Genomic DNA, 19,633 nt, shown 5'->3' with positions numbered 1-19,633 from the left:
CACGAAGCCGTTCGAAAGGCAGCCGATTGATCGGCCGCTCACCGCGAGCGCAGGTGGACGAGTTGGCATGTAAGCCGGATTCTGTCCCCCCGACCGCCCTTGGGCGGCCGGGTTGGGCGGCCATCCATCTGGGCCTGCCGTCGCCGGCAGGCTCGAGCGGCCTACCCGCAGGCCTCGGACGGGCAGCCCTCAATCGCCTGCGCAGGAGCGGTATCGCTCCCTCTTGGCCTTGCTCCGGGTGGGGTTTACCGAGCCGCCCCGGTCACCCGGGACGCTGGTGGTCTCTTACACCACCGTTTCACCCTTACCTGGTCTGGTGACCAGGCGGTTTGCTTTCTGTGGCACTTTCCCGCGGGTCACCCCGGGTTGCCGTTAGCAACCACCCTGCCCTGCGGAGTCCGGACTTTCCTCGATCATCGCTGTTCGCGACAACCGCGACCGCCCTGCCAACTCGTCCTCATCCAGTTTACCCACCGCCGATGGGTCTGCGGCGAGGTGGCACCCGCCTCGCGACCCTTCGAAGGTCAGCTCAGGTGTGAGACGTCGTTGACAAGGCGCACCGAAGCGTTGCCGTCGCCGTAGAAGTCGACGACCGAAAGCGAAGCAAGGTCCAGATGCAGCCTGAACAGCAACGATGGTCCCGCATCGAGACCCATGCGCAGCAGCGACTTGATCGGTGTCACGTGGCTGACGAGCACCATGGTGCGACCCTCGTAACGTTCGAACAGTTCCTCACGGGCCGCATCCACCCTGCGGTGCACCTCGTCGAAGCTCTCGCCGCCGGGCGGGTGCACCGACGTGTCGGCCAGCCATCGCCGGTGCACCTCGGGGTCGCGGGCGGCCGCCTCGCCGAACGTCAGGCCCTCCCACTCCCCGAAGTCGGTCTCCAGCAGCCCGGTGTGGGTCTCCACCCGCCCGCCGAGCGCGCTCGCCACCGCTTCCGCGGTCTGCCGGGCACGTGTCAGCGGCGAGGTGACGATCGGCAGCTCGCTCGGGAGCGCGCCCGCCTCACCCGCGAGCACGCCCAACCCTTCCATCGTGGCCAGCCGCTTGGCCGCCGCCTCGGCCTGCGCAAGCCCGACTTCGGTCAGCGCGACGTCGCCGCGGCCGGAGTAGCGCCGATCCACCGAAAGCTCCGTCTGCCCGTGCCGCAGCAGCAGCAACCTGGTCGGCTTGCCCTTGGCACCGGTCCATGCGGTCGGTGAAGCGGGCCTGCGCGGCTGCGGGTCACCTTCGCTCGCCTCAGCTCGTTCGGTTCCGTTGCCGCCGCCCGCGGCTCCACCGTTCGCCTGGGTGTCCATGGCCTCGTTGGCCAACCGGTCGGCGTGCGCGTTGCGGGAGCGTGGGATCCACTCGTAGGTCACCCGGTCGAAGCCCGCCGCCAGGTCCCGTGCTCGCAACGCCAGCGGTTGCAGCGCGGCGTGCTTGATCTTCCACCGCCCCGACATCTGCTCGACAACGAGCTTGGAGTCCATCTTGACGTCGACCGCGGTGGCACCCGTCCGCGCCGCGGCCTCCAGCCCCGCGATCAGGGCGCGGTACTCGGCGACGTTGTTGGTCGCCACGCCGAGCCCCTCCTGGCGCTCGGCAAGCACTTCCCCACTGCGGGCGTCCTTCACCACGGCGCCGTACCCGGCGGGCCCGGGATTGCCACGCGAGCCGCCGTCGGCCTCGACGATGACGTGTCGACTCACAGCCCCGACTCCAGCGTGCGCACCAGGATGGCGCCGCAGTTCTCACACTGCACGACCTCGTCCTCCGGTGCGGCCTTGATCTCGGCGATCGCGGCCCTGTCCAGTTCGAGCTGGCACGCCCCGCAGCGGCGTGCGCGCAGCAGAGCCGCGCCGATGCCCTTGTGTTGCCGTACCCGCTCGTACAGTGCCAGCAGATTCTCCGGGATGCGTGGAACGAGCCGTTCCCTGTCCTGCTCGCGGCGGGCCTGTGTGGTGTCGAGGTCGGCGAGAGCTTCGTCCCTACGGCCGCTTGCGGCCCGCAGTTCCTGCTCGGCCTTGTCCACCTCGGCCGAGGTCCGCTGCGCGTCCAGTTCGAGCGCTTCCTTGCGCTCCATGGTCTCCAGCAGGTCGTCCTCGAGCGCGGACTGCCTGCGAGCGAGCGAATCCAGCTCGTGCTCGAGGTCGGTGAGCTGCTTGGCGGCGACCGATCCGGACGCCAGCATCGAGCGGTCCCGTTCGGCCCTGGCCCGGACCGAATCGACCTCCCGTTCCTGCCTCGCCACGTCACGTTCGAGGTCGGAAACCGAGGTGCGAACGCCCACCAGCGCGTCGCGGCGGTCGCGTAGCCGCTTCTCGATCTCCTCGATCTCGGCCAGTTCCGGCAGGGTGCGGCGGCGGTGTGCGATCCGGGACAGCTCGGCGTCGACCTTGGCGAGGTCGAGCAGTTGGCGCTGCACGGAAGGGTCTGCCTTCACTGAATCGCTCCGTTCGTTGTCACGCTCGCAGGCTCCACGGGTCGGTGCATCGCGTCGAGACGTGAACCTCGACGTTACCCGCTGCTCGCACGACCTCGGCGGCTTGCCCGCACCACGGCCATTCGCTCGCCCAGTGGGTCACTCCGACCAGCGCGGGCCCTCCTGCCTCCAGCTGCTCGCCCGCGGGGTGGTGTCGCAGGTCGGCGGTGACGTAGGCGTCCACACCGGCCGCGCAGGCCGCGTCCAGGTAGGAGTCGCCCGAACCGCCGGACACGGCGACGGTCCTGATCGGACGATGCGGGTCGCCCGCCCCGTACACGCCAGGGACGGTCGAGGGCAGCGCGGCGGCGACCCTGCGGACGAAGTCGCCGAACGGTTCAGCGGCGGCGAGTTCGCCGATCCTGCCGATCCCGGTGGTGCCGCCGACCTGGTGCGGCGCCAGCGGGGCCAGCACCTTCAGTCCGAGCGCACTCGCAAGCGCATCCGACACGCCGGGATCGGCGGAGTCGGCGTTGGTGTGCGCACAGAACAGTGCGATGCCCGAGCGGATCATGCGGTGGACGAGTGAACCCTTCGTCGTGTCGGTGCCGACTCCGTGCACCCCGCGCAGCAGCAACGGGTGATGGGCGACGATCAGCCCCGCTCCGGTCTCCACCGCCTCGTCGACGGTGGCGGTGACGGGGTCCACGCACACCAGTACCCGCTCCACCGGCTCGGCCGGGTCTCCGCAGACCAGCCCCACCGCGTCCCACGGCTCGGCGAGCTCGCGGGGGTAGGCGGCGTCGAGCGCGGCGATCACATCCGAGACCGTGCGAGTCATGACCCGATCCTCCCACGCACGCTGTTGGCTCTAGTCCAACCGTCTGAACTTGCCCGGCGGCAGACCATACGAAGGGGTGAAGATCGCTAGTCTCCTAGGGTCACCGCTCGCTCACCGAGGAGAACCATGACCGCGGCAAGCGAACCTCCCGACATCCTCTCGGCCGAGTTCGCAGCTGACCCCTACTCGGCATACCGGGTCATGCTGGACAGCTCGCCGCTGCTCTGGCACGAACCGACGCAGAGCTACATCGTCTGCCGCTACGAGGACGTGGCGCGCGCCTTCAAAGAGCCCGTCTTCACAACCGACAACTACAGCTGGCAGCTCGAACCGGTGCACGGCAGGACGATCCTGCAGATGAGCGGTCGCGAGCACTCCGTTCGCCGGGCGCTGGTCGCTCCCGCCTTCCGAGGTCAGGAACTGCGGCAGAAGTTCCTGCCCGTGATCGAACGCAACGCGCGGGAACTCATCGATGCCTTCCGCGACACCGGAAGCGCCGACATCGTGCACGATTTCGCCAGGCACTTCCCCATCAGGGTGATCGTGGACATGCTGGGGCTGGACCGCGCCGACCACGACAGATTCCAACGCTGGTACACCTCGATCATCGCGTTCCTCGGCAACCTCAGCCAGGATCCCGAGGTCGCGGCCGCGGGGCTGCGCACCCGCGAAGAGCTGTCCGAGTACCTGATCCCGATCATCGAGCAGCGCAGGCACGACCTGGGCGATGACCTGCTTTCCCAGTTGTGCGCCGCCGAGGTCGACGGCACCCGGATGAGCGACGAGGACATCAAGGCGTTCGTGAGCCTACTGCTCGCCGCGGGCGGCGAGACCACCGACAAGGCGATCGCAGGCATCGTGAAGAACCTGTTGGAACACCCCGAACAGTTACGCGCGGTGCGCGAGGACCGAGGCCTGATTCCCCGCGCCTTCGCCGAAACCCTTCGCTACTCGCCCCCGGTGCACATGATCATGCGGCAGCCTGCGGAGGACGTGCGGCTCAGTGGCGGTGTCGTCCCGGCCGCAAGCACGCTGACCTGCCTCATCGGCGCGGCCAACCGGGACCCGGCTCGCTTCGCCCACCCGGATCGATTCGACATCTTCCGTGACGACCTTCCCACCGACACGGCGTTCACCGCGGCCGCCCAGCACGTGTCGTTCGCACCGGGCAGGCACTTCTGCGTCGGCGCGCTGCTGGCCAAGGCGGAGGTCGAGGTGGGCCTGGACCAGTTGCTGGACGCGATGCCCGACATGCGGCAGGCCGAGGGCGCCGCGGTCGTGGAGGAAGGTGTGTTCACGCGGGGCCCTGCTGCGCTGCCGGTGCGTTTCACTCCGCCGCGAGCGCGACGTACGCCGGGCTGAAGGCGACAGGCAGGCTGGTCAGTCCCCGCATCCATACCGAGGGCTGCCACTGCAGACTCTCCGGGGCAACCGCGAGTGCGAGATCGGGCAGCCGGTCGAGCAGCACCTCGACTGCCGTTCTCGCGATGGTCTCGGCGATTTCCGGTGCCGGGTAGGGGCAGCCGTGCTCGCCGTGACCGAACGAAAGGTGGGCATGGTTTCCGCCGGAGTCGGGCGCCGCCAGCCGCACGTCGGGATCGGCGTTGGCGGCGGCCAGCCCCAGCACGAGCAGGTCGCCCGCGCGGATGCGCCTACCGCCGAGGTAGGTGTCGCGGGTGGCGAAGCGGCCGATGAAGTTCTGCGTGGGAGTGTCGTGCCACAGCACCTCGTTCAGTGCCTGGCCGACGCTTTCCCGCCTGCCGACGAGGGTCACGGCGACGCGCTCGTCGGTGAGCATCAGCCGGATCGTGTTCCCGATCCAGTTGGCGGTCGGTTGCTGTGCGGCCGAGGCGACGACCAGCAGGTCCAGCACGATCTCGTCGTCGACGAGCCCGGCAGGGTGCGCCAGCAACGTGCTCGGTACGTCCGGGCCCGGCTCGCGGCGTTTGTCGTCGAGCAACTCGGTCATGGCCCGCTGCACGCGAGCGTAGGCCTGCAGCGCGCCGGGACCGGCGTCCAGCGACAGCATGATGTCGCGCACCAGGGCGGGCGTTCGATCCCGCGGCATCCCGTACACCTTGGCGAGCACGGTCAGCGGCATGCGCAGCGCGTACTCGGTCATCAGGTCGGCGTCGCCTTTGCCCGCGAAGCTGTCGATCAGCGAGTCGGCGACGTTCTCGCAGTGTTTGGCCAGTTCGAACTGGTCGAAAGCGCCGAGCGCGTCACCGATGGCTCCCGCCCTGCGCTCATGTTCGGCACCTTCGGTGAACATCACCGAGGGGTTGTGCGCCACGTAGGGCAGCAGCGGCCAGTCCTGCGGTACGCGGTCCCACCTGTTCCAACGCCGGGTGTCTCGGGCGAACAGCTGCGGGTCGTTCGCCACCTGGTGCACCTCTCGGTATCCGGTGACGAACCAGGCAGGAACGTCACCATCGAGCAGTACCGGTGCGACGGGCCCGTGTTCCCGCCTGATCCGCGCGTACAGCGGGCCGGGGTCGCGCTGGAACCCTGGCCCGTACAGCTGAACCGCACTCGACAGGGCGGATTCCAGGTCGGTCACGGCACAGGTTCGCGGGCTGCCGAAAGCGTGTAGAGGTGGTCGACCAGGGTGATCAGGACCTGCTTCGAAGACTCGCGCTCGCGGGCGTCACAGTCGATGAGCGGGACGTCGTCGGAAAGCGTCAGGGCCTCACGCAACTCCTCCAGGCCGTGTGTCGCCCCCGGGAAGTTGTTGCGGGCCACGATGAACGGCGTGCCGTGGTGCTCCAACCGGTCGATGGCATACCAGGAGTCCTCGACCCTTCGGGTGTCCACCAACACCACGGCGCCGAGCGTGCCCGCGAACAGCCGGTCCCACAGAAACCAGAACCGCTCCTGGCCGGGTGCGCCGAACAGGTAGAGCACCATCTGCTCGTTGAGAGTGATGCGGCCGAAGTCGAACGCGACGGTGGTGGTGGTCTTGTCGGCGACGCCGCGATTGCTGTCGATGCCCAGCCCCGCCTGGGTCATGGTCTCTTCGGTGTTCAGCGGGCGAATCTCACTGACGGAGCGCACCATGGTGGTCTTGCCGACCCCGAACCCGCCGACGATGACGATCTTCAGACCGTCCGCGGCCGTGCTCATGAGCGGCGTCCGGGTGGTGAGCTCAGAGATTGTGGAGTCCAACGAGCACCTTCTTCAGGAATGCGGGGTCGGGGAGCTCGGCGCCGACGCGAGGCGAGGTCGGGTGGCGAGCGGTGACGTAGCCGCTGTCGAGCAGGTCGGACAGCAGGATCTTCACGACGCTGACAGGCAACCCCAGTTCGGAGGCGATCTCCACCACCGCCGTTGGGTAGCGGCAGATCCGCAGGATCTTGACGTGCTCGGACTGCATCCCGGTCGTGGGGTCGGACTCGCTGACGATGAGCGTCACGAGGTCGAGCCCGGTGTCTTCCGCCCTGCTTCGCCCGCCGGTGAGGGTGTACAACCGGTCGGGGTCTTCGCTGTCTACAGCGCCTCTGATCATGCCGGCTGGTTGCTTTGCTCGGGCTGGCGGGGAGGCGAGGTGAGGAACGCGCCGATCTGCTCGACCAGTTCGTCCATCTTGTGTCCGATGAGGCCGACATCGGCCTCCTCGGTGGCCAGCACCGCCAGGTGGGCACCTTCACCCGCTTCCACGATGAACAGCAGCCCTCCGTGGAACTCCGTCATGGACTGCCGCACGCCTCCGGTGCCGTCACCGAATTCCATCGACGCGCTCTGCGCCAGCGCCTGCACTCCGGCCGCGATCGCGGCGAGCTGGTCGGCCCTGTCCGTGGTCAGCTCAGTCGTGTGGCAGAGCTTGAGCCCGTCTCGCGACAACACCAAAGCGTGCTCGGCTCCCGGTGTGCTCTCCACCAGGCTCTCCAGCAACCACTCCAGGTTCTGGTTCGTCGTCGTGCTCATGAGGGTTCCTTAGCTGCTGTCGGATGTGGACACCGGGCTGATCACCGCGGATCGCGTTCCTGACCAGGTGCGGGTTCACCGTCCGGTTTGTTCGATCGCGTGGCCTTGCGGAACGCACCGAACCTCGCGCCCGCGTCGGTGCGTGGCCGGGAGGGCTGCGCCCGCGAAGGCACCGGTGGCTGCGGTGCTGCCGCGAGGGTCTGCCCGCGGCGCCGCTTCGGCAGGGTCCGCTGCTGTTGTTGCTGCGGTTGCTGCTGCTGAGGTTCGTCGTCGAGCACGGCAGTCGCGGTGTTGCCCTGCGAGCTCGGCTGCGAGGAGGAAGCCGCCTGCTCCGAAGGCAACGAGGGCATCGACGGCAACGATGGCGAGGTCACCGAGACCGACCTGGACACGTGTGACAACGGCTCCTGGCGTGGTTGGGTGACCAGTTGGTTCGGGATGCGCAGCACCACTCCGGTTCCGCCACGGGAGGAAGGCCGGAAGAAGACGTGCAACTGGTGTTTACGGGCGAGGCAGCCGACGACCGCCAGCCCGAGCCGGGTGCCGGAGAGTTTGGTGAGGTCGAGCGGCTCGGTGGCCGAGACCGCGCGCTCGGCGCGCTCCAGCGCCTGTGGCTTCATACCGAGTCCACCGTCCTCAATGGTGACGACGATGCCGGTGTGCAGTTCCTCGACGTAGACGTGCACCTCTTCGGACGGAGCGGAGAACCGCGTCGCGTTGTCCATCAGCTCGGCCAGGGCGTGCATCACGTCCTCGGCGGCGTAACCGACGATGGCTGCCGTGCTCGTGGAGTGCAGCCGCACCCGCTGGTACGCGCGGATCCGGCTCATCGCGCCGCGCAGGATGCTTTCCATGACGATCGGTTTGGTCCAGCGCCTGCCGGACCTTGCGCCGGTCAGCACCGCGATACTGTCGGCGAGCCTGCCCGCCTGTGCGGTGCTGTGGTCCAGTTTGAGCAGATCACCGAGCACCTCTTCGGAGTGCCGGTCCTCCATCTCACGCAGGTCCGCGAGCATGCTGGTGGCCAGTGCCTGCACGCGGCCCGCCGCGTTGGCGCAGGCGGCCATCGCCGCGGCCTTCTGCCGCTCGCCGACGCTGATCTCCTTGGTCAGCGTGCGCAGGATACGGTCGTACGTCTCGTGGTTGGCCCTCGGCAACTCGGAGATCACGGTGTCGGCGGACGCGCCGTCGCGAAGTCTGCGAACGGCCGCGGGCAGCATCTCGTCGACCAACTGGGCGAGGTCGGCTTCCAGCGACTCCGCACGCCTTCTGTAGGAGTCGAGTTGCGACGAGCGGTAGGCGGCGATGGCCGTCGCCGCGCACAGCAACGCGGCGATGCCGCCACCGACCACCCCGACCAGCACTCGATCCGACGCCGAGGTGGCGAGCGTGACCCACAGCCACAGCCCACCCACGACCAGCACGGAGACGAGAAGTACGAGGAGGGTCCGGTTCATCGGCGAGCGCATTTGGACGGCGCGCCTCACATTGGACAGGGAAATGGGAGCCCCCAAAGTACCTGTGACGTCTGTTTGGGCCGCCAACGACGACGCCTAGCCCAGGCCGTTGACGAGATCGGGAGCTTAGTACGGTCGGGGGCGCCGAGGCTAGGTGGTTGTCGATCTCATTAGGCCAACACTTCCGTATCAGCCGCCAGGCCCCCCGGCTCTGTTCCGCGACAGGCGCGGGGAGACACTGGCCGCATGAGCCGAGGTGTCCCGAGGCGCCCGCTGCACGTCTGCTTCGTGTGCACGGGCAACATCTGCCGTTCGCCGATGGCTGCCGCCGTGTTCCGCGGCAGACTGCGGGCGCAGAACCTGGCTGACGAGGTTCGGGTGAGCAGCGCGGGCATCGGCCCGTGGCACGTGGGTGAGCCCGCCGATCCGAGGGCACGGGCGGCACTCGAGGCGGCCGGGTACGACAGCGAACACGTGGCGGCACAGGTCGGGCCGCGGCATCTCCAGGCCGACCTGCTGCTGGCCTCGGACCGCGGCCACCTCGTCGACCTGCGCGAGCTCGCACCCGAACCCGACAGGGTGCGGCTGCTGCGTAGCTTCGACCCCTCGGCACCGCCGGGCGCGGAAGTGCCCGACCCCTACTACGGGTCCGGTGACGGTTTCGCCGACGTGCTCGCCATGATCGAGCGTTCGGTTTCCGGCCTGATGGACTGGGTACGGAAGAACCGATGAACGCCCACGACGCGATGGCCGCCGTCGAACGCCTGCTGCCCGACAAGGCGGGGCACACCTACTCGCTCGGCGGCGGCAGTGTCGTGGTGACGCTGCGAGGCGGCGGGCAGGTCGTCGCCAAGCGCGGCGTGGGAGCGGACGCCAACCGGGCCGAAGCGGCGGGGCTGCGCTGGCTCGGCGAGCCGGGTGACCTGCCGGTGCCCGCCGTGCACGGCTTCGACGACGACTGGCTGGTGATGGAGTTCGTTCCGCCCGGCGCGCCCAGTGAGCGGGCCGCACGCGAGTTCGGCCGGGGCCTTGCCGCACTGCACCTGCGGGGTGCTCCGGCGTTCGGCGCGCCGCCGCCCGGTGGCCCCACGCAGGCGTGGATCGGCATGGCGAGGATGCGCAACGAACCCACCGACGACTGGCCCACGTTCTACGCTCGCCAGCGCATCGAGCCCTACGTGCGGCAGTGTGTCGATCAGGGGCTGTTCACCTCGACGGAGTCGGCGATCTTCGACAGGTTGTGTGCCCGGCTGCCGGAACTGGCCGGTGAGCCCGAGGCGCCCGCCCGGCTGCACGGCGACGCCTGGAGCGGCAACGTCCACTGGGCAACCGACGGCAGCGCGTGGTTGATCGACCCGGCCGCACACGGTGGGCACAGGGAGACAGACCTGGCGATGCTGCGGCTGTTCGGCACCCCACTGCTGGAACACATCGTGGACGCCTACGTCGAGGCGGCGAGCGACTTCGGCGCCCCGCTCGCCGACGGCTGGCGTGATCGGGTGGCGCTGCACCAACTGTTCCCGTTGCTGGTGCACTCCGTGCTGTTCGGCGGGGGCTACGCCCGCCAGTCGATCGAGGCGGCCCGCACCGCACTGGGCTGAGTCCGGCGTGGCTCGCCCGTGTCCCCCGCGCTGTGAGTGGCGGGGGGCAGCGCATACCGTTGGAGTGTGCGCTGGAGGTTGCTGCTCAAGCCGGGCTGGCTGGGACTGACGCTGGTGGTGTTCGCTTTCGCCGTCACCTGCTACACCCTGCTCGCGCCGTGGCAGTTCCACCGTGACGCCGAGCGGGAGACCCGTAACGCCGCGGTGCAGGCGTCGTTCACCGAGCAGGCCCGCCCGCTGCCGCAGGTACTGCCCGACGGGCAGGCTCCCGGCCAGGGAACGGAGTGGCGCAGGGTGTTCATCGAGGGCACCTACCTGCCTGACGCGGAGGTGATCGCGCGGCTGCGCACGGTGCAGGGCGAACCCGCCTTCGAGGTGCTGACACCGATGCGCACCACCGGTGGGCAGATGGTGCTCATCGACCGCGGCTACGTGCGTCCGGACAACCGCACGAGAGTCCCGCCGTACGCCGCACCGCCGGGTGGCACGGTGCGGGTGGAGGCGCGCGTGCGCGCGGACGAGACCGATCCGCAGGGCAGGCAGGCCTTCTCCGACGATTCCACCGGAGGCAGGCTGCACAGCTACGCGGTGGACTCCCGAACCGTCGCGCGTGCGACGGGGCTGGACATCCGGCCAGGCTACTTCCAACTGGCGCAGGGCCAGCCCGGGGTGCTCGGTCCGCTGCCGTTGCCGCAGCTGGACGCGGGCCCGTACTTCTCCTACGCGTTGCAGTGGCTGGCGTTCGGCACCATGGCCGTGCTCGGCTGGCTGTACTTCACGGTGCGCGAGTTGAAGCCGGGCGGCGCGCTGTCGGCGGACCGGCCGCGTGGTGAGCGGCGCAAGTCGGTGGCCGAACTGCTGGCCGAGGACGAAGACGACGAGGACGCCGAGAACGACGCAGAGCACACCGACGGTGGGGACGGCTCCGCCGCGGTGGCGCCGAGTCGCCCCGGCGGCACCGGGCGCTGACCACAGGACCACAGCCACGGCAAGTGGCCACCTCAGAACCCACACAGGTGGCACTGTTCTACGTCCACTTGGCCGGTGCAGCCTTGGTGCGTGTTGATTCACCCCTGGGACGCGGCGACCGACGACGAGTGGCAGGCGTGGTTGCGCGAACGCGACTTCGGCCAGCTGATCGCCGCAGGCCGTGGCCGTGAGCTGCCGGTGGTGGTGCCAACGCATTTCGTCTTCGACGGCGCCCGAACGGCGTGGCTGCACCTGGCGCGGCCCAATCCGATCTGGCCGCTGCTCGACGAGAGCCCCAGGGCACTGCTCACCGTGACCGGTGACTACGCCTACGTGCCCGCCGCGTGGAACGCACCGCCCGACGCCGATCCAGGCCAGGGCGTGCCGACCTCCTACTACGCCACCGTCCAGCTCGAATGCGACACCGAGGTGATCGACGACACCGAAGCCAAGGCTGCGCTGCTGAACCGGCAGTTGTGCCACTTCGAACCGCAGGGACGCGGACCGGTCAGCACGGCGGTCGAGCACGATCGCGGCCGGCTCGCCGGGATCAGGGGCTTGCAGCTGCGCATCACCGGCGTGCGCGCGAAGTTCAAGTTCGGGGGCAACAAACCACCCGCGCACCGCAGGCGGATCGCCGAGCACCTCGCCGACCGGCGAGGCGCACTCGACCAGGCCGCGCGTACCCAGCTGCTGCGCCGCACACCGTAGCCGGGCATCACGCTCGGCGGCGCAGGCCCAGCAGCGCCGCCAGCGCCACCGATGCCGCGCCGGCGAGCCAGCCGACGACCCGGGACAGCTCCACCGCGCGGGTCACGTGCCCCGCGTCGGGGTTGCGGCCGTCGCCGAGCACGGGCAGTTCACGCACGCCGTGGCGGTAAACGGTACGACCGCCCAACCGGATCTCCAGCGCACCCGCGAAAGCGGCCTCGACCCGACCCGCGTTGGGGCTGGGGTGCAGTACGGTGTCGCGCCGCCACGCCGCGAGCGCGGCACCGGCAGAGCCACCGACCACGGGAGCACTCGCCACGGTCAGCGCCGCCGCCGCCCGCGTGGGCAGCAGGTTGACCAGGTCGTCCAGCCGTGCCGCGACCCAACCGAACCCGCGGCTTCGGACGTGCTCACCCGTGGTCGCCCGCAGCACACCCACCGCCCGCGAACCGAGCAGCCCCGGCACCCCGGCGACGGCGCCCCACAGCAGCGGAGCCACCACATCGTCTGCCGACCGGAGTGCGACGATCTCCACGGCGGCGCGAGACAGCGCCGTGGCGTCGAGTTCGTCAGCGCTTCGCGAGTCCAGCGCCGACACTGTGCGTCGCGCCGCGTCCAGGTCGCCGCACTGCAGGTCGCGGGCGAGTTCCGTGCCGTGTGTCGCGATGCGGGCACCGCCGAGCACCGCCCACGTCGCGGTGGCGGTCGCCAGCGCACGCACGACCGGACGGCCGCTGCCCGCTCGCTCCGCGGCCGAACCCGCGAGCACGGCGGCCGAAGTGAGCGCGCCGGTGTACACGGCACCACCCAGCGTGCTGTCGGAATGCACCCGGCGTCGCGCCGCGTTGGCGATCGCGGTGAAACCGGTCACCGCGCGCCCCTTGTGCGGGTCGCCGATCACTCCGTCGGCGACCAACCCCAGCATCAGCCCAACGGCTCGTGCAACACCCACGCCGGAATCCCCCATTGCTACGTGTGAGCGGCAGGCTACTCGACCTCGGTGAGTGGCCCGCGCCGGGTTCTCACCGGTTCGCCTCGGCCCACGCCCGCAACATGACGTGGGCGATCGACGAAGCGCCGGGAAGCAGCAGGTTTCGGTGCTTTCCCGCGAAGGCGGCACGCACCTCGTCCCGCGGCACCCACAGCGCCTCCTCGATCTCACCGTCGGCGGGCCGAAGCGACGCCCCTGCCTGCGCCCTTGCCGCGAAGCCGAGCATGATCGAGCGCGGGAACGGCCACGGCTGGCTGCCGAGGTAGCGGATGTCACCGACGTCGACGCCGACCTCCTCACGGATCTCCCGCTCGACACATCCCTCGAGGGACTCCCCCGCCTCGACGAACCCGGCGAGCACCGAATACCGCTTCGGTGGCCACACCGGTTGCCTCGCCAGCAGCACGTGCTCGCCGTTGGTGCCGAGGTCGTCGTGCACAAGGCAGATCACCGCAGGATCGGTGCGCGGATACTCCTCTTTGCCGCAGCGGCCGCACACCGACACCCAGCCGAACTGCCCGAGCTCGCTCTCCCCACCGCAGCGTGAGCAGAACCGCGCGCGCCAATGCCAGTTGCGCAGCGCCTCGGCGGTGGTGAGCAGCCCGGCCGAGGCATCGTCCAGCATCGAGCCGTGCCCACGCAGGTCCACCCACACCTCGCCTTCGGAGGCGGGCGCGTCCTGCCAGCCACCCCAACCGCCGGGGATGCTCACCGTTTCGGCGTCCTCGCCAGCCTCGCCTGGCAGGAACCAGTAGTCGGTGTCCTGCCACTGGCCGAGGAACGCCGCGTTCCCCGGGGGATGTTCACCGAAGTCGATCGCCTTGCGGGTGGCCAGTGGGACGGGCTCGCCACGCGGTTCCCGCGCCGCGCGTTCCGGCACCGGGGTGCGACCGCGCCGGTCCAGCAGCAGCACCCGCGCGGCAGGCCACCGTGCCAGCAACCGCTCCGCGTCGGCCCGCAACGACTCGTTGCGGTCCGCCGTCGACCGGGACAGCGCGGGAAGCTGCCCCAGCTGGAACGGCGCGGTGTTCATCAGCTCGCGCCCTCGACCGTGACGTCGCCGAGTGCCAGCAGTTGCGGTGCGAGCACCTCCGCGTCGCCAACCACGACTCCGGTGAAGCGGCTCGGGGCGAAGAACTCCAGCGCCGCCTGAGCCACCTCCTCGGTGGTGACTCGCGCGAGCCGGTCCGGATGCGAGGTCAGCCACTGCGCACCGAGACCGACGTCGGTGAGCGCGGACAGCTGGTTGGCCAGCCCGGTCTGCGACGACGAGGAGATGAGCAGCGAGCCGATGGCGTACTGGCGCACCGCCTCGACATCGGCGTCCGTCGGCGGAACCAGCCCGAGCCTGCCCAGTTCGTAGCGGGTCTCCAGCAACGCGGCCGCCGTCACCTCGCTGGCGGTGTCGGCCTCCACCTGAAGCGTCGCCTTCTGCCCTGTGAACTCGAAGCCGGAGTGGGCGCCGTAGGTGTAGCCCTTGTCCTCGCGGATGTTCTCCACCAGCCGCGAGGAGAAGTACCCGCCGAAGGTGAGGTTCGCCAGTTGCACCGCCGGGTAACGCGGATCCGTCCTCGGCACGGCCTGTGCCGACAGCCGCAGCTGCGACTGCACCGCACCGGTCCTGCCGACGAGCAGCAGGTCACCCGGGGTGAGGTCGGGCAACTCGGCGAGCCGCTTCGCCTCGCCGTCGCCGCGCCAGGAGCCGAGCGCACGCTCCACCTCGCCGATCACGGCGTCGGTGTCGATGTCGCCGACGATCACGAGGGTGGAACCGCCGGGCAGCACGGCCCGTGCGTGCAGCAGCCGCACGGCTTCCGGGGTGACGGCGGCGACGTCCTCCGGTCGCGGCACCTCGCGGGTGTAGGGGTGGTCGCCGTAGCGGCGCCGCTGCAGCGCCTCGCGGGCGATCACCCTTGGCTGCGTACGGGCGACGGCGAGCCGTTCCACGATCCGCTCGGCTTCCCTGCCCACCTCACCGTCGGTGTGCACGGCCTCGGTGAGCACGTCGGCGAGGACGTCGAGCAGGGTCGGCAGGCCGCTGGCCAGCGCGCTGCCCGACACGCTGAGGTGCTCGGGATCGACCACCGTGCCGAGGTCACCACCGATGAGGGCGAGCTCGGTGTCGATGGCGATCCGGTCACGCCGCTTCGTGCCGGTGAGCATGGTTTCGGCCAGCACCTCGGCGGTGGCCGGGTGCGAGGGGTCGTCGCCCGCGAACGGGATCGACAGCCGCAGCTCGACCATCGGCACGGTGGGCTTGCGCGCGGCCAGCACTCGAAGACCGTTGCCGAGGACGGTGTCGGTGTGGCTGAGTTCGGCGGGTGGCCGCTGCTCGCCCAGCGCAGGCAGCTGCCTCGGGCCCGTTGCGGTGCGGCCGATCTGCTCCGCGTCGCGGTGAGTCGCTGAGGTCACTTGGCATCTCCCTGGTCCGGTTCCACGACGAGCACGGCACGCGAGTCCGGCCGAAGCCCCTTGGCGGCCTCGGCCACCTGCTCCGCGGTCACACCCGCGATGCGGTCGGCGAGGCCGACCGCCAGCGCGGCGTCGCCGTGCAGCAGTTCGAGCGAACCGAACGCCAGCGTCCTGGAGACCAACCGGTCGTGGTCGCCGTGCAGGTTCGCGCTCCACCGCGCCGTCACCTTCGCCAGTTCCCGCTCCTCGGGTGGCGTGGTGGCGAGCGCGTCCAGCTCCTCGTCCAAAGCGCCAAGCACCCGCTCGGGCGCGACGTCGGGCGCGTGGATCGCGGTGATGGAGAACGTGTCGGGGTCACGGGCCTCGAACGGGCCGAACAGCCCCGCGCCCGCGTTGACGTCGGTGACCAGCGGTTCGCGGTGCACCAGCCGCTGCTGCAACCGTGAACCGTCGCCGTCGGTCAGCAGCCCCGCGAGCACCAGGTGGGCTAGGTAGCCGTCCAGTTCGTTGACCGGGTCCGGCATGCGGTAGCCGACGGCCAGCGCGGGAAGCGGAGCGTGCGGGTCGGTGTGGCTGCCGCGCAGTTCCTCGGTCGGCCTCGGCTCTGCGAACGAGGGCCGCTGCGGCTTCGGCCGTGCGGGCACGTCGCCGAAGTGTTTCTCGATCAGTTCGCGGGCGCGATCGACCTCGATGTCGCCCGCGACCGTCAGCACCGCGTTCGCGGGCGCGTAGTAGGTGTCGAAGAAGGCGGCGCAGTCGTCCAGTGTGGCCTGTTCGAGGTCGGTGAAGTCGCCGTAGCCGTTGTGCGCGTTCGGGAAGGTGGAGTACAGCACCGGCGGCAGCAGGATCCACGGGAACCCGCCGTAGGGCCGGTTGAGCACGTTGAGCCGGATCTCCTCCTTGACCACGTCGATCTGGTTGGCGAGGTTCTCCTCGGTCAGCTTGGGGGCGCGCATGCGGTCGGCCTCGAGGAACAACGCCCGCTCCAGCGCCGAGGACGGCAGTACCTCGAAGTAGTCGGTGTAGTCGGGATGGGTCGAGCCGTTGAAGATGCCCCCGCTGCTTTGCACGTAGCGAAAGTGCGCCAGCTTCTCCAGGCTCTCGCTGCCCTGGAACATGAGGTGCTCGAACAGGTGCGCGAACCCGGTCCTGCCCTCGGGTTCGGATCGAAAGCCCACGTCGTAGTGCACGCTTACGCCGACGACGGGTGCGGTCCCGTCCGGTGCGAGCACGACCCGAAGGCCGTTGTCGAGAGTGAATCTGTGTAGCTGGGGTACGGCCATGACCACACCCTACGGGTAGGCTCGGCCACAGGGTATGAGACCACTTACCGAGCAAATCATCCTCATCACCGGCGCCACCAGCGGGCTCGGTCACCACCTCGCGACCGAGCTCGCTCACCGTGGCGCCCACGTCATCGCACACGGCCGCGACATGGATCGGCTGCGGCGGCTGCGTGACGAGTTGGGGGTGGAGACGGTGCGGGCCGACTTCGCCGCGCTGTCCCAGGTCGACCGCCTCGCCGACGAGTTGCTCCAGCGGCACGACCGGCTGGACGTGCTGGTGAACAACGCGGGCATCGGCAGCGGCGACGACCCGGCGAAGCGGCAGGAAAGCATGGACGGCATCGAGTTGCGGTTCGCCGTGAACTACCTCGCCGGATACCACCTCACCCGTCGGCTGCTGCCGCTGCTGCTGCCTCCGGCCAGGATCGTCAACGTGGCTTCGGCGGGGCAGCAGGAGATCGACTTCGCGGACCCGGAACTGCTCACCGGATATGACGGCATGACCGCCTACATGCGCAGCAAACTCGCCCAGGTCATGTTCACCATCGACCTCGCGGAACAACTGCACGGCACCGGGGTCACCGCCAACGCGCTGCACCCTGCCACGTTCATGGACACCGCCATGGTGCGTCAGGCGGGCAGGACCCCGGTCAGCACAGTGGCGGAGGGCGCACGCGCCACACTGCGGTTGATCACCGAGGCGGAACTGGACGGTGTCAGCGGCCGGTACTTCGACGGCACCCGCAGGGCGCAGCCGCACCCGCAGGCGACCGACCCTTCGGCGCGGGAACGGCTTCGGCTGCTCAGCGACGAGTTGATCGCCACCGCGCTCAAGCCGGGGGCGTGAGCACCGACCCGCTCAGCGGAGTGCTGCTCAGGCCCCGCCTCCCGCGGAACGGGCCAACTCCTCGTCGAGACGTTCCTTGCACATGCGCTGGTCGATGTAGAGCAGTGCCGTCACCGCCGACGCGAACGGCACGACGATCGTCTGCGCGACCGCGTTGCCCAACTCCAGGATCAGCACGTCGTTCACGGTGAGCCCGGCAGTGGCGGTCGGGTCACCGGCGAGCAAGCCGAACGGAAGCTGGATGACGAAGCTGATCAGGAACCCGATGAGCATGGCGAGCAGCAACACGCCGAAGACCCGCCACCAGGACTGCCTCACCAGCACCGGCGACCGCCGCAGAGCATCGCCGATGCTGCCGCGTTCCAGCACCAGCGCGGGCGCGGCGAGGCTGAACAACACGAACAGCCACACTCCCGGAACGATGAACAGCACGAGGCCGACCGCGACCAGCAGCGTGACGACGACCGTCAGCCCGAACAGCGGCAGCAGTCGGGGGCGCAGCTCCTCCCATGCCTGGGCGAAACCGATGGGCCTGCCGAGCACGGCCTTGCCGACCACCACGGTGAGGAGACCGGCGAGGAAGGTCTGGGTGAGTAGGTTGATGACGCCCATCACGCCCGCGTTGGCCAGGTTGTCGCCGAGCGCGGCGAGCGCCTGATCGAGTTGTACCTCCGGGCTGGCGTTCGGATCGATCACCGGCGGCGGCGCCGTCGCATCCAGGATCCACAGGTCGGCGATGATGTACAGGCCCGCGCTGAGCAGCGCGATCACCGCCGAGGACCCGAACACCACTCCCGCGTGCCTGCGCATGGTGCCGACGGCGCCTTCGAGGATCTCGCCGACCGCCAGCGGGCGTAGCGGGATCACCCCGGGTTTGCCCGGTCCACCCGCGCCGTACCCGCCGTGCCCCGATTGGGCTGGATATTTCGGAAGTTGAGAGCGGTTGTCGGGGTCCGGTGCGGACCAACCCGTAGAGTCTGTCATCGCGCCATCCTCGCTTGTCGGCATCACCTGCGCGCTTCGGCAGGGCAGCAGATCGGCATATGCAGGTTAGGCGAGCCACGTCGGGCGTCGAACAGCGTCGTTATGCTGACGGCCGAGATCGAACTACCCGTGGGACGACGAGATGACACAACCGCCGCCACCGGGTCCGCAGTACGGCTACGGCTACCCGGTGCCGCCGGGACCGCCGCGCGGGCCGTCGAAGGGCCCGATCATCCTGGCCTCCGTGGGCGGAACCGTGCTGCTGGTACTCGCGCTCATCGTGGTGTTCACGCTGACCAGCGGGTCCGACAGGTCGGCGGACGGCGGGTTCACCAACAACGCCGCGGCGACGTCCACGACCGCGCCGACCACCACCACGGCGCCCACCACGACGACAACGACCAGTTCGCCGTCGAGCACGACCTCGTCGTCACGGCTGGACGAGCCCACGGTCCAGCAGGGGCCTGGCAAGGTCTTCAAGCTGGCCGACCACCCGATCCTGCAGGACCCCAACGCCGGGTTGCAGAACCTGGTGTGCAACCTGCCCGCATGGCAGAGCACGCCCTCGGCCGCCGAGGCGTTCTTCACGGCGGCGCGTGAATGTCTCGACGCCGCATGGGGACCGTTCCTGCGGTCGTACAACCTGCCGTTTCGATCGCCGGAACTGCACTTCCCGTCGGCGGCGAGCTTTCGGACCGCGTGCGGCACCATCAACGTCGGAATCGCCACGGCCGCGTACTACTGCGAGAACAACCTGTACGTGCCCTTCGACGGGCTGCAGACCGAGCAGTACGGCAACCGTCCCGGTGTCTACCTCGCGCTGTTCGCGCACGAGTACGGGCACCACGTGCAGGAGGTAGCTGGGATCATGGACGCGGCGTGGGAGCGGATCTACGCGGTGGGGCAGGACAGCCCTGCAGGGCTCGAACTGTCACGGCGCAAGGAACTGCAGGCACAGTGCTTCTCCGGGATGTTCCTCGGCGCGCACGTGGACCGGGGCGGCACCATCACGCGGGACATGTACGACGAGGCCTGGAACGACCAGGAGACCAGGGGCGACGACACCTCGGGCACCCACGACCACGGCAGCAACGCCAACTACGCCGCTTGGTGGCGCGCGGGCGCGTACGACAACCGCATCGCCGACTGCAACACCTTCGCGGCGAGCAGCACCGAGGTCTCCTGAGCCGGTTGCCGGACCGA

General features: G+C 69.7%; 20 protein-coding genes and 1 other RNA gene. 7 read left to right on the top strand and 14 right to left on the bottom strand.

What is annotated here, in order from left to right; all coding sequences use genetic code 11:
- Window positions 1–54: 54 nt before the first annotated feature.
- The 4 genes from rnpB to SACMADRAFT_RS05000 all read right to left on the bottom strand — a co-directional run bounded on the left by rnpB (window position 55) and on the right by SACMADRAFT_RS05000 (window position 3,248).
- An RNA gene (rnpB, locus tag SACMADRAFT_RS28805) (RNase P RNA component class A) lies at window positions 55–454 on the bottom strand.
- A 70-nt stretch (window positions 455–524) separates the two neighbouring features.
- Window positions 525–1,694 carry a bifunctional RNase H/acid phosphatase gene (locus tag SACMADRAFT_RS05010; RefSeq protein WP_009152701.1) on the bottom strand — a complete coding sequence of 390 codons (1,170 nt, stop codon included), beginning with the start codon at window positions 1,692–1,694 and terminating at the stop codon, window positions 525–527.
- Complete coding sequence (locus tag SACMADRAFT_RS05005) at window positions 1,691–2,428, bottom strand: zinc ribbon domain-containing protein (protein ID WP_009152700.1); 738 nt, start codon at window positions 2,426–2,428, stop codon at window positions 1,691–1,693. The genes SACMADRAFT_RS05010 and SACMADRAFT_RS05005 overlap by 4 nt, the downstream gene beginning before the upstream one ends.
- A 19-nt stretch (window positions 2,429–2,447) precedes the next feature.
- Window positions 2,448–3,248 carry a Nif3-like dinuclear metal center hexameric protein gene (locus tag SACMADRAFT_RS05000; protein ID WP_009152699.1) on the bottom strand — a complete coding sequence of 267 codons (801 nt, stop codon included), beginning with the start codon at window positions 3,246–3,248 and terminating at the stop codon, window positions 2,448–2,450.
- Window positions 3,249–3,374: 126 nt separating this feature from the next.
- Here SACMADRAFT_RS05000 and SACMADRAFT_RS04995 point away from each other — a divergent pair, with 126 nt between their 5' ends.
- On the top strand, window positions 3,375–4,610 hold the full coding sequence (locus tag SACMADRAFT_RS04995; protein ID WP_009152698.1) for a cytochrome P450: 1,236 nt from the start codon (window positions 3,375–3,377) through the stop codon (window positions 4,608–4,610).
- On the opposite strand, the gene SACMADRAFT_RS04990 is transcribed toward SACMADRAFT_RS04995, so the two are convergent.
- Genes SACMADRAFT_RS04990 through SACMADRAFT_RS04970 form a run of 5 tightly spaced genes read right to left on the bottom strand, consistent with a single transcriptional unit; the run spans window position 4,576 to window position 8,629 of the window.
- Window positions 4,576–5,808 carry a cytochrome P450 gene (locus tag SACMADRAFT_RS04990; protein WP_009152697.1) on the bottom strand — a complete coding sequence of 411 codons (1,233 nt, stop codon included), beginning with the start codon at window positions 5,806–5,808 and terminating at the stop codon, window positions 4,576–4,578. The two genes, SACMADRAFT_RS04995 and SACMADRAFT_RS04990, sit on opposite strands and share 35 nt — an antisense overlap.
- Window positions 5,805–6,371 (bottom strand): GTP-binding protein, encoded by a 567-nt coding sequence (locus SACMADRAFT_RS04985; protein WP_009152696.1) that lies wholly within the window; start codon window positions 6,369–6,371, stop codon window positions 5,805–5,807. Before SACMADRAFT_RS04985 ends, SACMADRAFT_RS04990 begins: the two co-directional genes overlap by 4 nt.
- A 22-nt stretch (window positions 6,372–6,393) precedes the next feature.
- Window positions 6,394–6,753 (bottom strand): DUF742 domain-containing protein, encoded by a 360-nt coding sequence (locus tag SACMADRAFT_RS04980; protein WP_009152695.1) that lies wholly within the window; start codon window positions 6,751–6,753, stop codon window positions 6,394–6,396.
- Entirely contained in the window at window positions 6,750–7,172 is a 423-nt protein-coding gene (locus SACMADRAFT_RS04975) for a roadblock/LC7 domain-containing protein (protein WP_009152694.1), read from the bottom strand. The genes SACMADRAFT_RS04980 and SACMADRAFT_RS04975 overlap by 4 nt, the downstream gene beginning before the upstream one ends.
- Before the next feature lie 41 nt (window positions 7,173–7,213).
- Window positions 7,214–8,629 carry a sensor histidine kinase gene (locus SACMADRAFT_RS04970; protein WP_040926103.1) on the bottom strand — a complete coding sequence of 472 codons (1,416 nt, stop codon included), beginning with the start codon at window positions 8,627–8,629 and terminating at the stop codon, window positions 7,214–7,216.
- A 246-nt stretch (window positions 8,630–8,875) separates the two neighbouring features.
- Between SACMADRAFT_RS04970 and SACMADRAFT_RS04965 the strand changes: the two genes are divergently transcribed.
- The 4 genes from SACMADRAFT_RS04965 (at window position 8,876) to SACMADRAFT_RS04950 (ending at window position 11,910) form a co-directional block, all read left to right on the top strand.
- The gene (locus SACMADRAFT_RS04965; protein WP_009152692.1) at window positions 8,876–9,361 is read left to right on the top strand and encodes a low molecular weight protein-tyrosine-phosphatase; all 486 of its coding nucleotides are present in this window, start codon (window positions 8,876–8,878) and stop codon (window positions 9,359–9,361) included.
- Window positions 9,358–10,230, top strand: coding sequence for a fructosamine kinase family protein (locus SACMADRAFT_RS04960; protein ID WP_009152691.1), 873 nt, complete (start codon window positions 9,358–9,360; stop codon window positions 10,228–10,230). Before SACMADRAFT_RS04965 ends, SACMADRAFT_RS04960 begins: the two co-directional genes overlap by 4 nt.
- A 66-nt stretch (window positions 10,231–10,296) precedes the next feature.
- Window positions 10,297–11,199: an SURF1 family cytochrome oxidase biogenesis protein gene (locus SACMADRAFT_RS04955; RefSeq protein WP_050998064.1), complete on the top strand. Its 903-nt coding sequence runs from the start codon at window positions 10,297–10,299 to the stop codon at window positions 11,197–11,199.
- A 90-nt stretch (window positions 11,200–11,289) separates the two neighbouring features.
- Window positions 11,290–11,910: an FMN-binding negative transcriptional regulator gene (locus SACMADRAFT_RS04950; protein ID WP_009152689.1), complete on the top strand. Its 621-nt coding sequence runs from the start codon at window positions 11,290–11,292 to the stop codon at window positions 11,908–11,910.
- A 7-nt stretch (window positions 11,911–11,917) separates the two neighbouring features.
- Here the strand turns inward: SACMADRAFT_RS04950 and SACMADRAFT_RS04945 are convergent, their stop codons facing one another.
- Genes SACMADRAFT_RS04945 through SACMADRAFT_RS04930 form a run of 4 tightly spaced genes read right to left on the bottom strand, consistent with a single transcriptional unit; the run spans window position 11,918 to window position 16,596 of the window.
- The gene (locus tag SACMADRAFT_RS04945) at window positions 11,918–12,877 is read right to left on the bottom strand and encodes a cobalamin biosynthesis protein CobD/CbiB (protein WP_040925551.1); all 960 of its coding nucleotides are present in this window, start codon (window positions 12,875–12,877) and stop codon (window positions 11,918–11,920) included.
- A gap of 55 nt (window positions 12,878–12,932) precedes the next feature.
- A complete protein-coding gene (gene nudC / locus SACMADRAFT_RS04940) occupies window positions 12,933–13,934 on the bottom strand; it encodes an NAD(+) diphosphatase (RefSeq protein WP_009152687.1) in 1,002 nt (333 codons plus the stop codon).
- The gene (locus SACMADRAFT_RS04935; RefSeq protein ID WP_009152686.1) at window positions 13,934–15,313 is read right to left on the bottom strand and encodes a M16 family metallopeptidase; all 1,380 of its coding nucleotides are present in this window, start codon (window positions 15,311–15,313) and stop codon (window positions 13,934–13,936) included. Before SACMADRAFT_RS04935 ends, nudC begins: the two co-directional genes overlap by 1 nt.
- A complete protein-coding gene (locus tag SACMADRAFT_RS04930) occupies window positions 15,310–16,596 on the bottom strand; it encodes a M16 family metallopeptidase (protein ID WP_009152685.1) in 1,287 nt (428 codons plus the stop codon). Before SACMADRAFT_RS04930 ends, SACMADRAFT_RS04935 begins: the two co-directional genes overlap by 4 nt.
- A 34-nt stretch (window positions 16,597–16,630) precedes the next feature.
- On the opposite strand from SACMADRAFT_RS04930, the gene SACMADRAFT_RS04925 reads away from it, so the two are divergent.
- Window positions 16,631–17,446, top strand: a complete 816-nt coding sequence (locus SACMADRAFT_RS04925; RefSeq protein ID WP_009152684.1) for an SDR family NAD(P)-dependent oxidoreductase — start codon at window positions 16,631–16,633, stop codon at window positions 17,444–17,446.
- Window positions 17,447–17,473: 27 nt separating this feature from the next.
- On the opposite strand, the gene SACMADRAFT_RS04920 is transcribed toward SACMADRAFT_RS04925, so the two are convergent.
- Entirely contained in the window at window positions 17,474–18,430 is a 957-nt protein-coding gene (locus SACMADRAFT_RS04920) for a YciC family protein (RefSeq protein WP_009152683.1), read from the bottom strand.
- Between the two features lie 142 nt (window positions 18,431–18,572).
- Here SACMADRAFT_RS04920 and SACMADRAFT_RS04915 point away from each other — a divergent pair, with 142 nt between their 5' ends.
- The gene (locus tag SACMADRAFT_RS04915) at window positions 18,573–19,616 is read left to right on the top strand and encodes a neutral zinc metallopeptidase (protein ID WP_009152682.1); all 1,044 of its coding nucleotides are present in this window, start codon (window positions 18,573–18,575) and stop codon (window positions 19,614–19,616) included.
- The last annotated feature ends 17 nt before the right edge of the window (window positions 19,617–19,633 follow it).

Origin of the sequence: Saccharomonospora marina XMU15 (assembly GCF_000244955.1) — a bacterium.
In the GTDB taxonomy this organism is placed as follows: Bacteria; Actinomycetota; Actinomycetes; order Mycobacteriales; family Pseudonocardiaceae; genus Saccharomonospora_A; species Saccharomonospora_A marina.
Note: the sequence above shows the minus strand (reverse complement) of the source record. Positions and strands in the feature narration are given on the sequence as shown.

Excerpts from the sequence above, each read along its gene's own strand:
- SACMADRAFT_RS04925 (WP_009152684.1), top strand. The coding sequence starts at position 16,631 with ATGAGACCACTTACCGAGCAAATCATCCTCATCACCGGCGCCACCAGC.
- SACMADRAFT_RS05000 (WP_009152699.1), bottom strand. The coding sequence starts at position 3,248 with ATGACTCGCACGGTCTCGGATGTGATCGCCGCGCTCGACGCCGCCTAC.
- SACMADRAFT_RS04975 (WP_009152694.1), bottom strand. The coding sequence starts at position 7,172 with ATGAGCACGACGACGAACCAGAACCTGGAGTGGTTGCTGGAGAGCCTG.
- SACMADRAFT_RS04995 (WP_009152698.1), top strand. The coding sequence starts at position 3,375 with ATGACCGCGGCAAGCGAACCTCCCGACATCCTCTCGGCCGAGTTCGCA.
- SACMADRAFT_RS04920 (WP_009152683.1), bottom strand. The coding sequence starts at position 18,430 with ATGACAGACTCTACGGGTTGGTCCGCACCGGACCCCGACAACCGCTCT.
- SACMADRAFT_RS04930 (WP_009152685.1), bottom strand. The coding sequence starts at position 16,596 with ATGGCCGTACCCCAGCTACACAGATTCACTCTCGACAACGGCCTTCGG.
- SACMADRAFT_RS04965 (WP_009152692.1), top strand. The coding sequence starts at position 8,876 with ATGAGCCGAGGTGTCCCGAGGCGCCCGCTGCACGTCTGCTTCGTGTGC.
- SACMADRAFT_RS04945 (WP_040925551.1), bottom strand. The coding sequence starts at position 12,877 with ATGGGGGATTCCGGCGTGGGTGTTGCACGAGCCGTTGGGCTGATGCTG.
- SACMADRAFT_RS04960 (WP_009152691.1), top strand. The coding sequence starts at position 9,358 with ATGAACGCCCACGACGCGATGGCCGCCGTCGAACGCCTGCTGCCCGAC.
- SACMADRAFT_RS04980 (WP_009152695.1), bottom strand. The coding sequence starts at position 6,753 with ATGATCAGAGGCGCTGTAGACAGCGAAGACCCCGACCGGTTGTACACC.
- SACMADRAFT_RS04970 (WP_040926103.1), bottom strand. The coding sequence starts at position 8,629 with ATGAACCGGACCCTCCTCGTACTTCTCGTCTCCGTGCTGGTCGTGGGT.
- SACMADRAFT_RS04985 (WP_009152696.1), bottom strand. The coding sequence starts at position 6,371 with ATGAGCACGGCCGCGGACGGTCTGAAGATCGTCATCGTCGGCGGGTTC.
- SACMADRAFT_RS04915 (WP_009152682.1), top strand. The coding sequence starts at position 18,573 with ATGACACAACCGCCGCCACCGGGTCCGCAGTACGGCTACGGCTACCCG.
- nudC (WP_009152687.1), bottom strand. The coding sequence starts at position 13,934 with ATGAACACCGCGCCGTTCCAGCTGGGGCAGCTTCCCGCGCTGTCCCGG.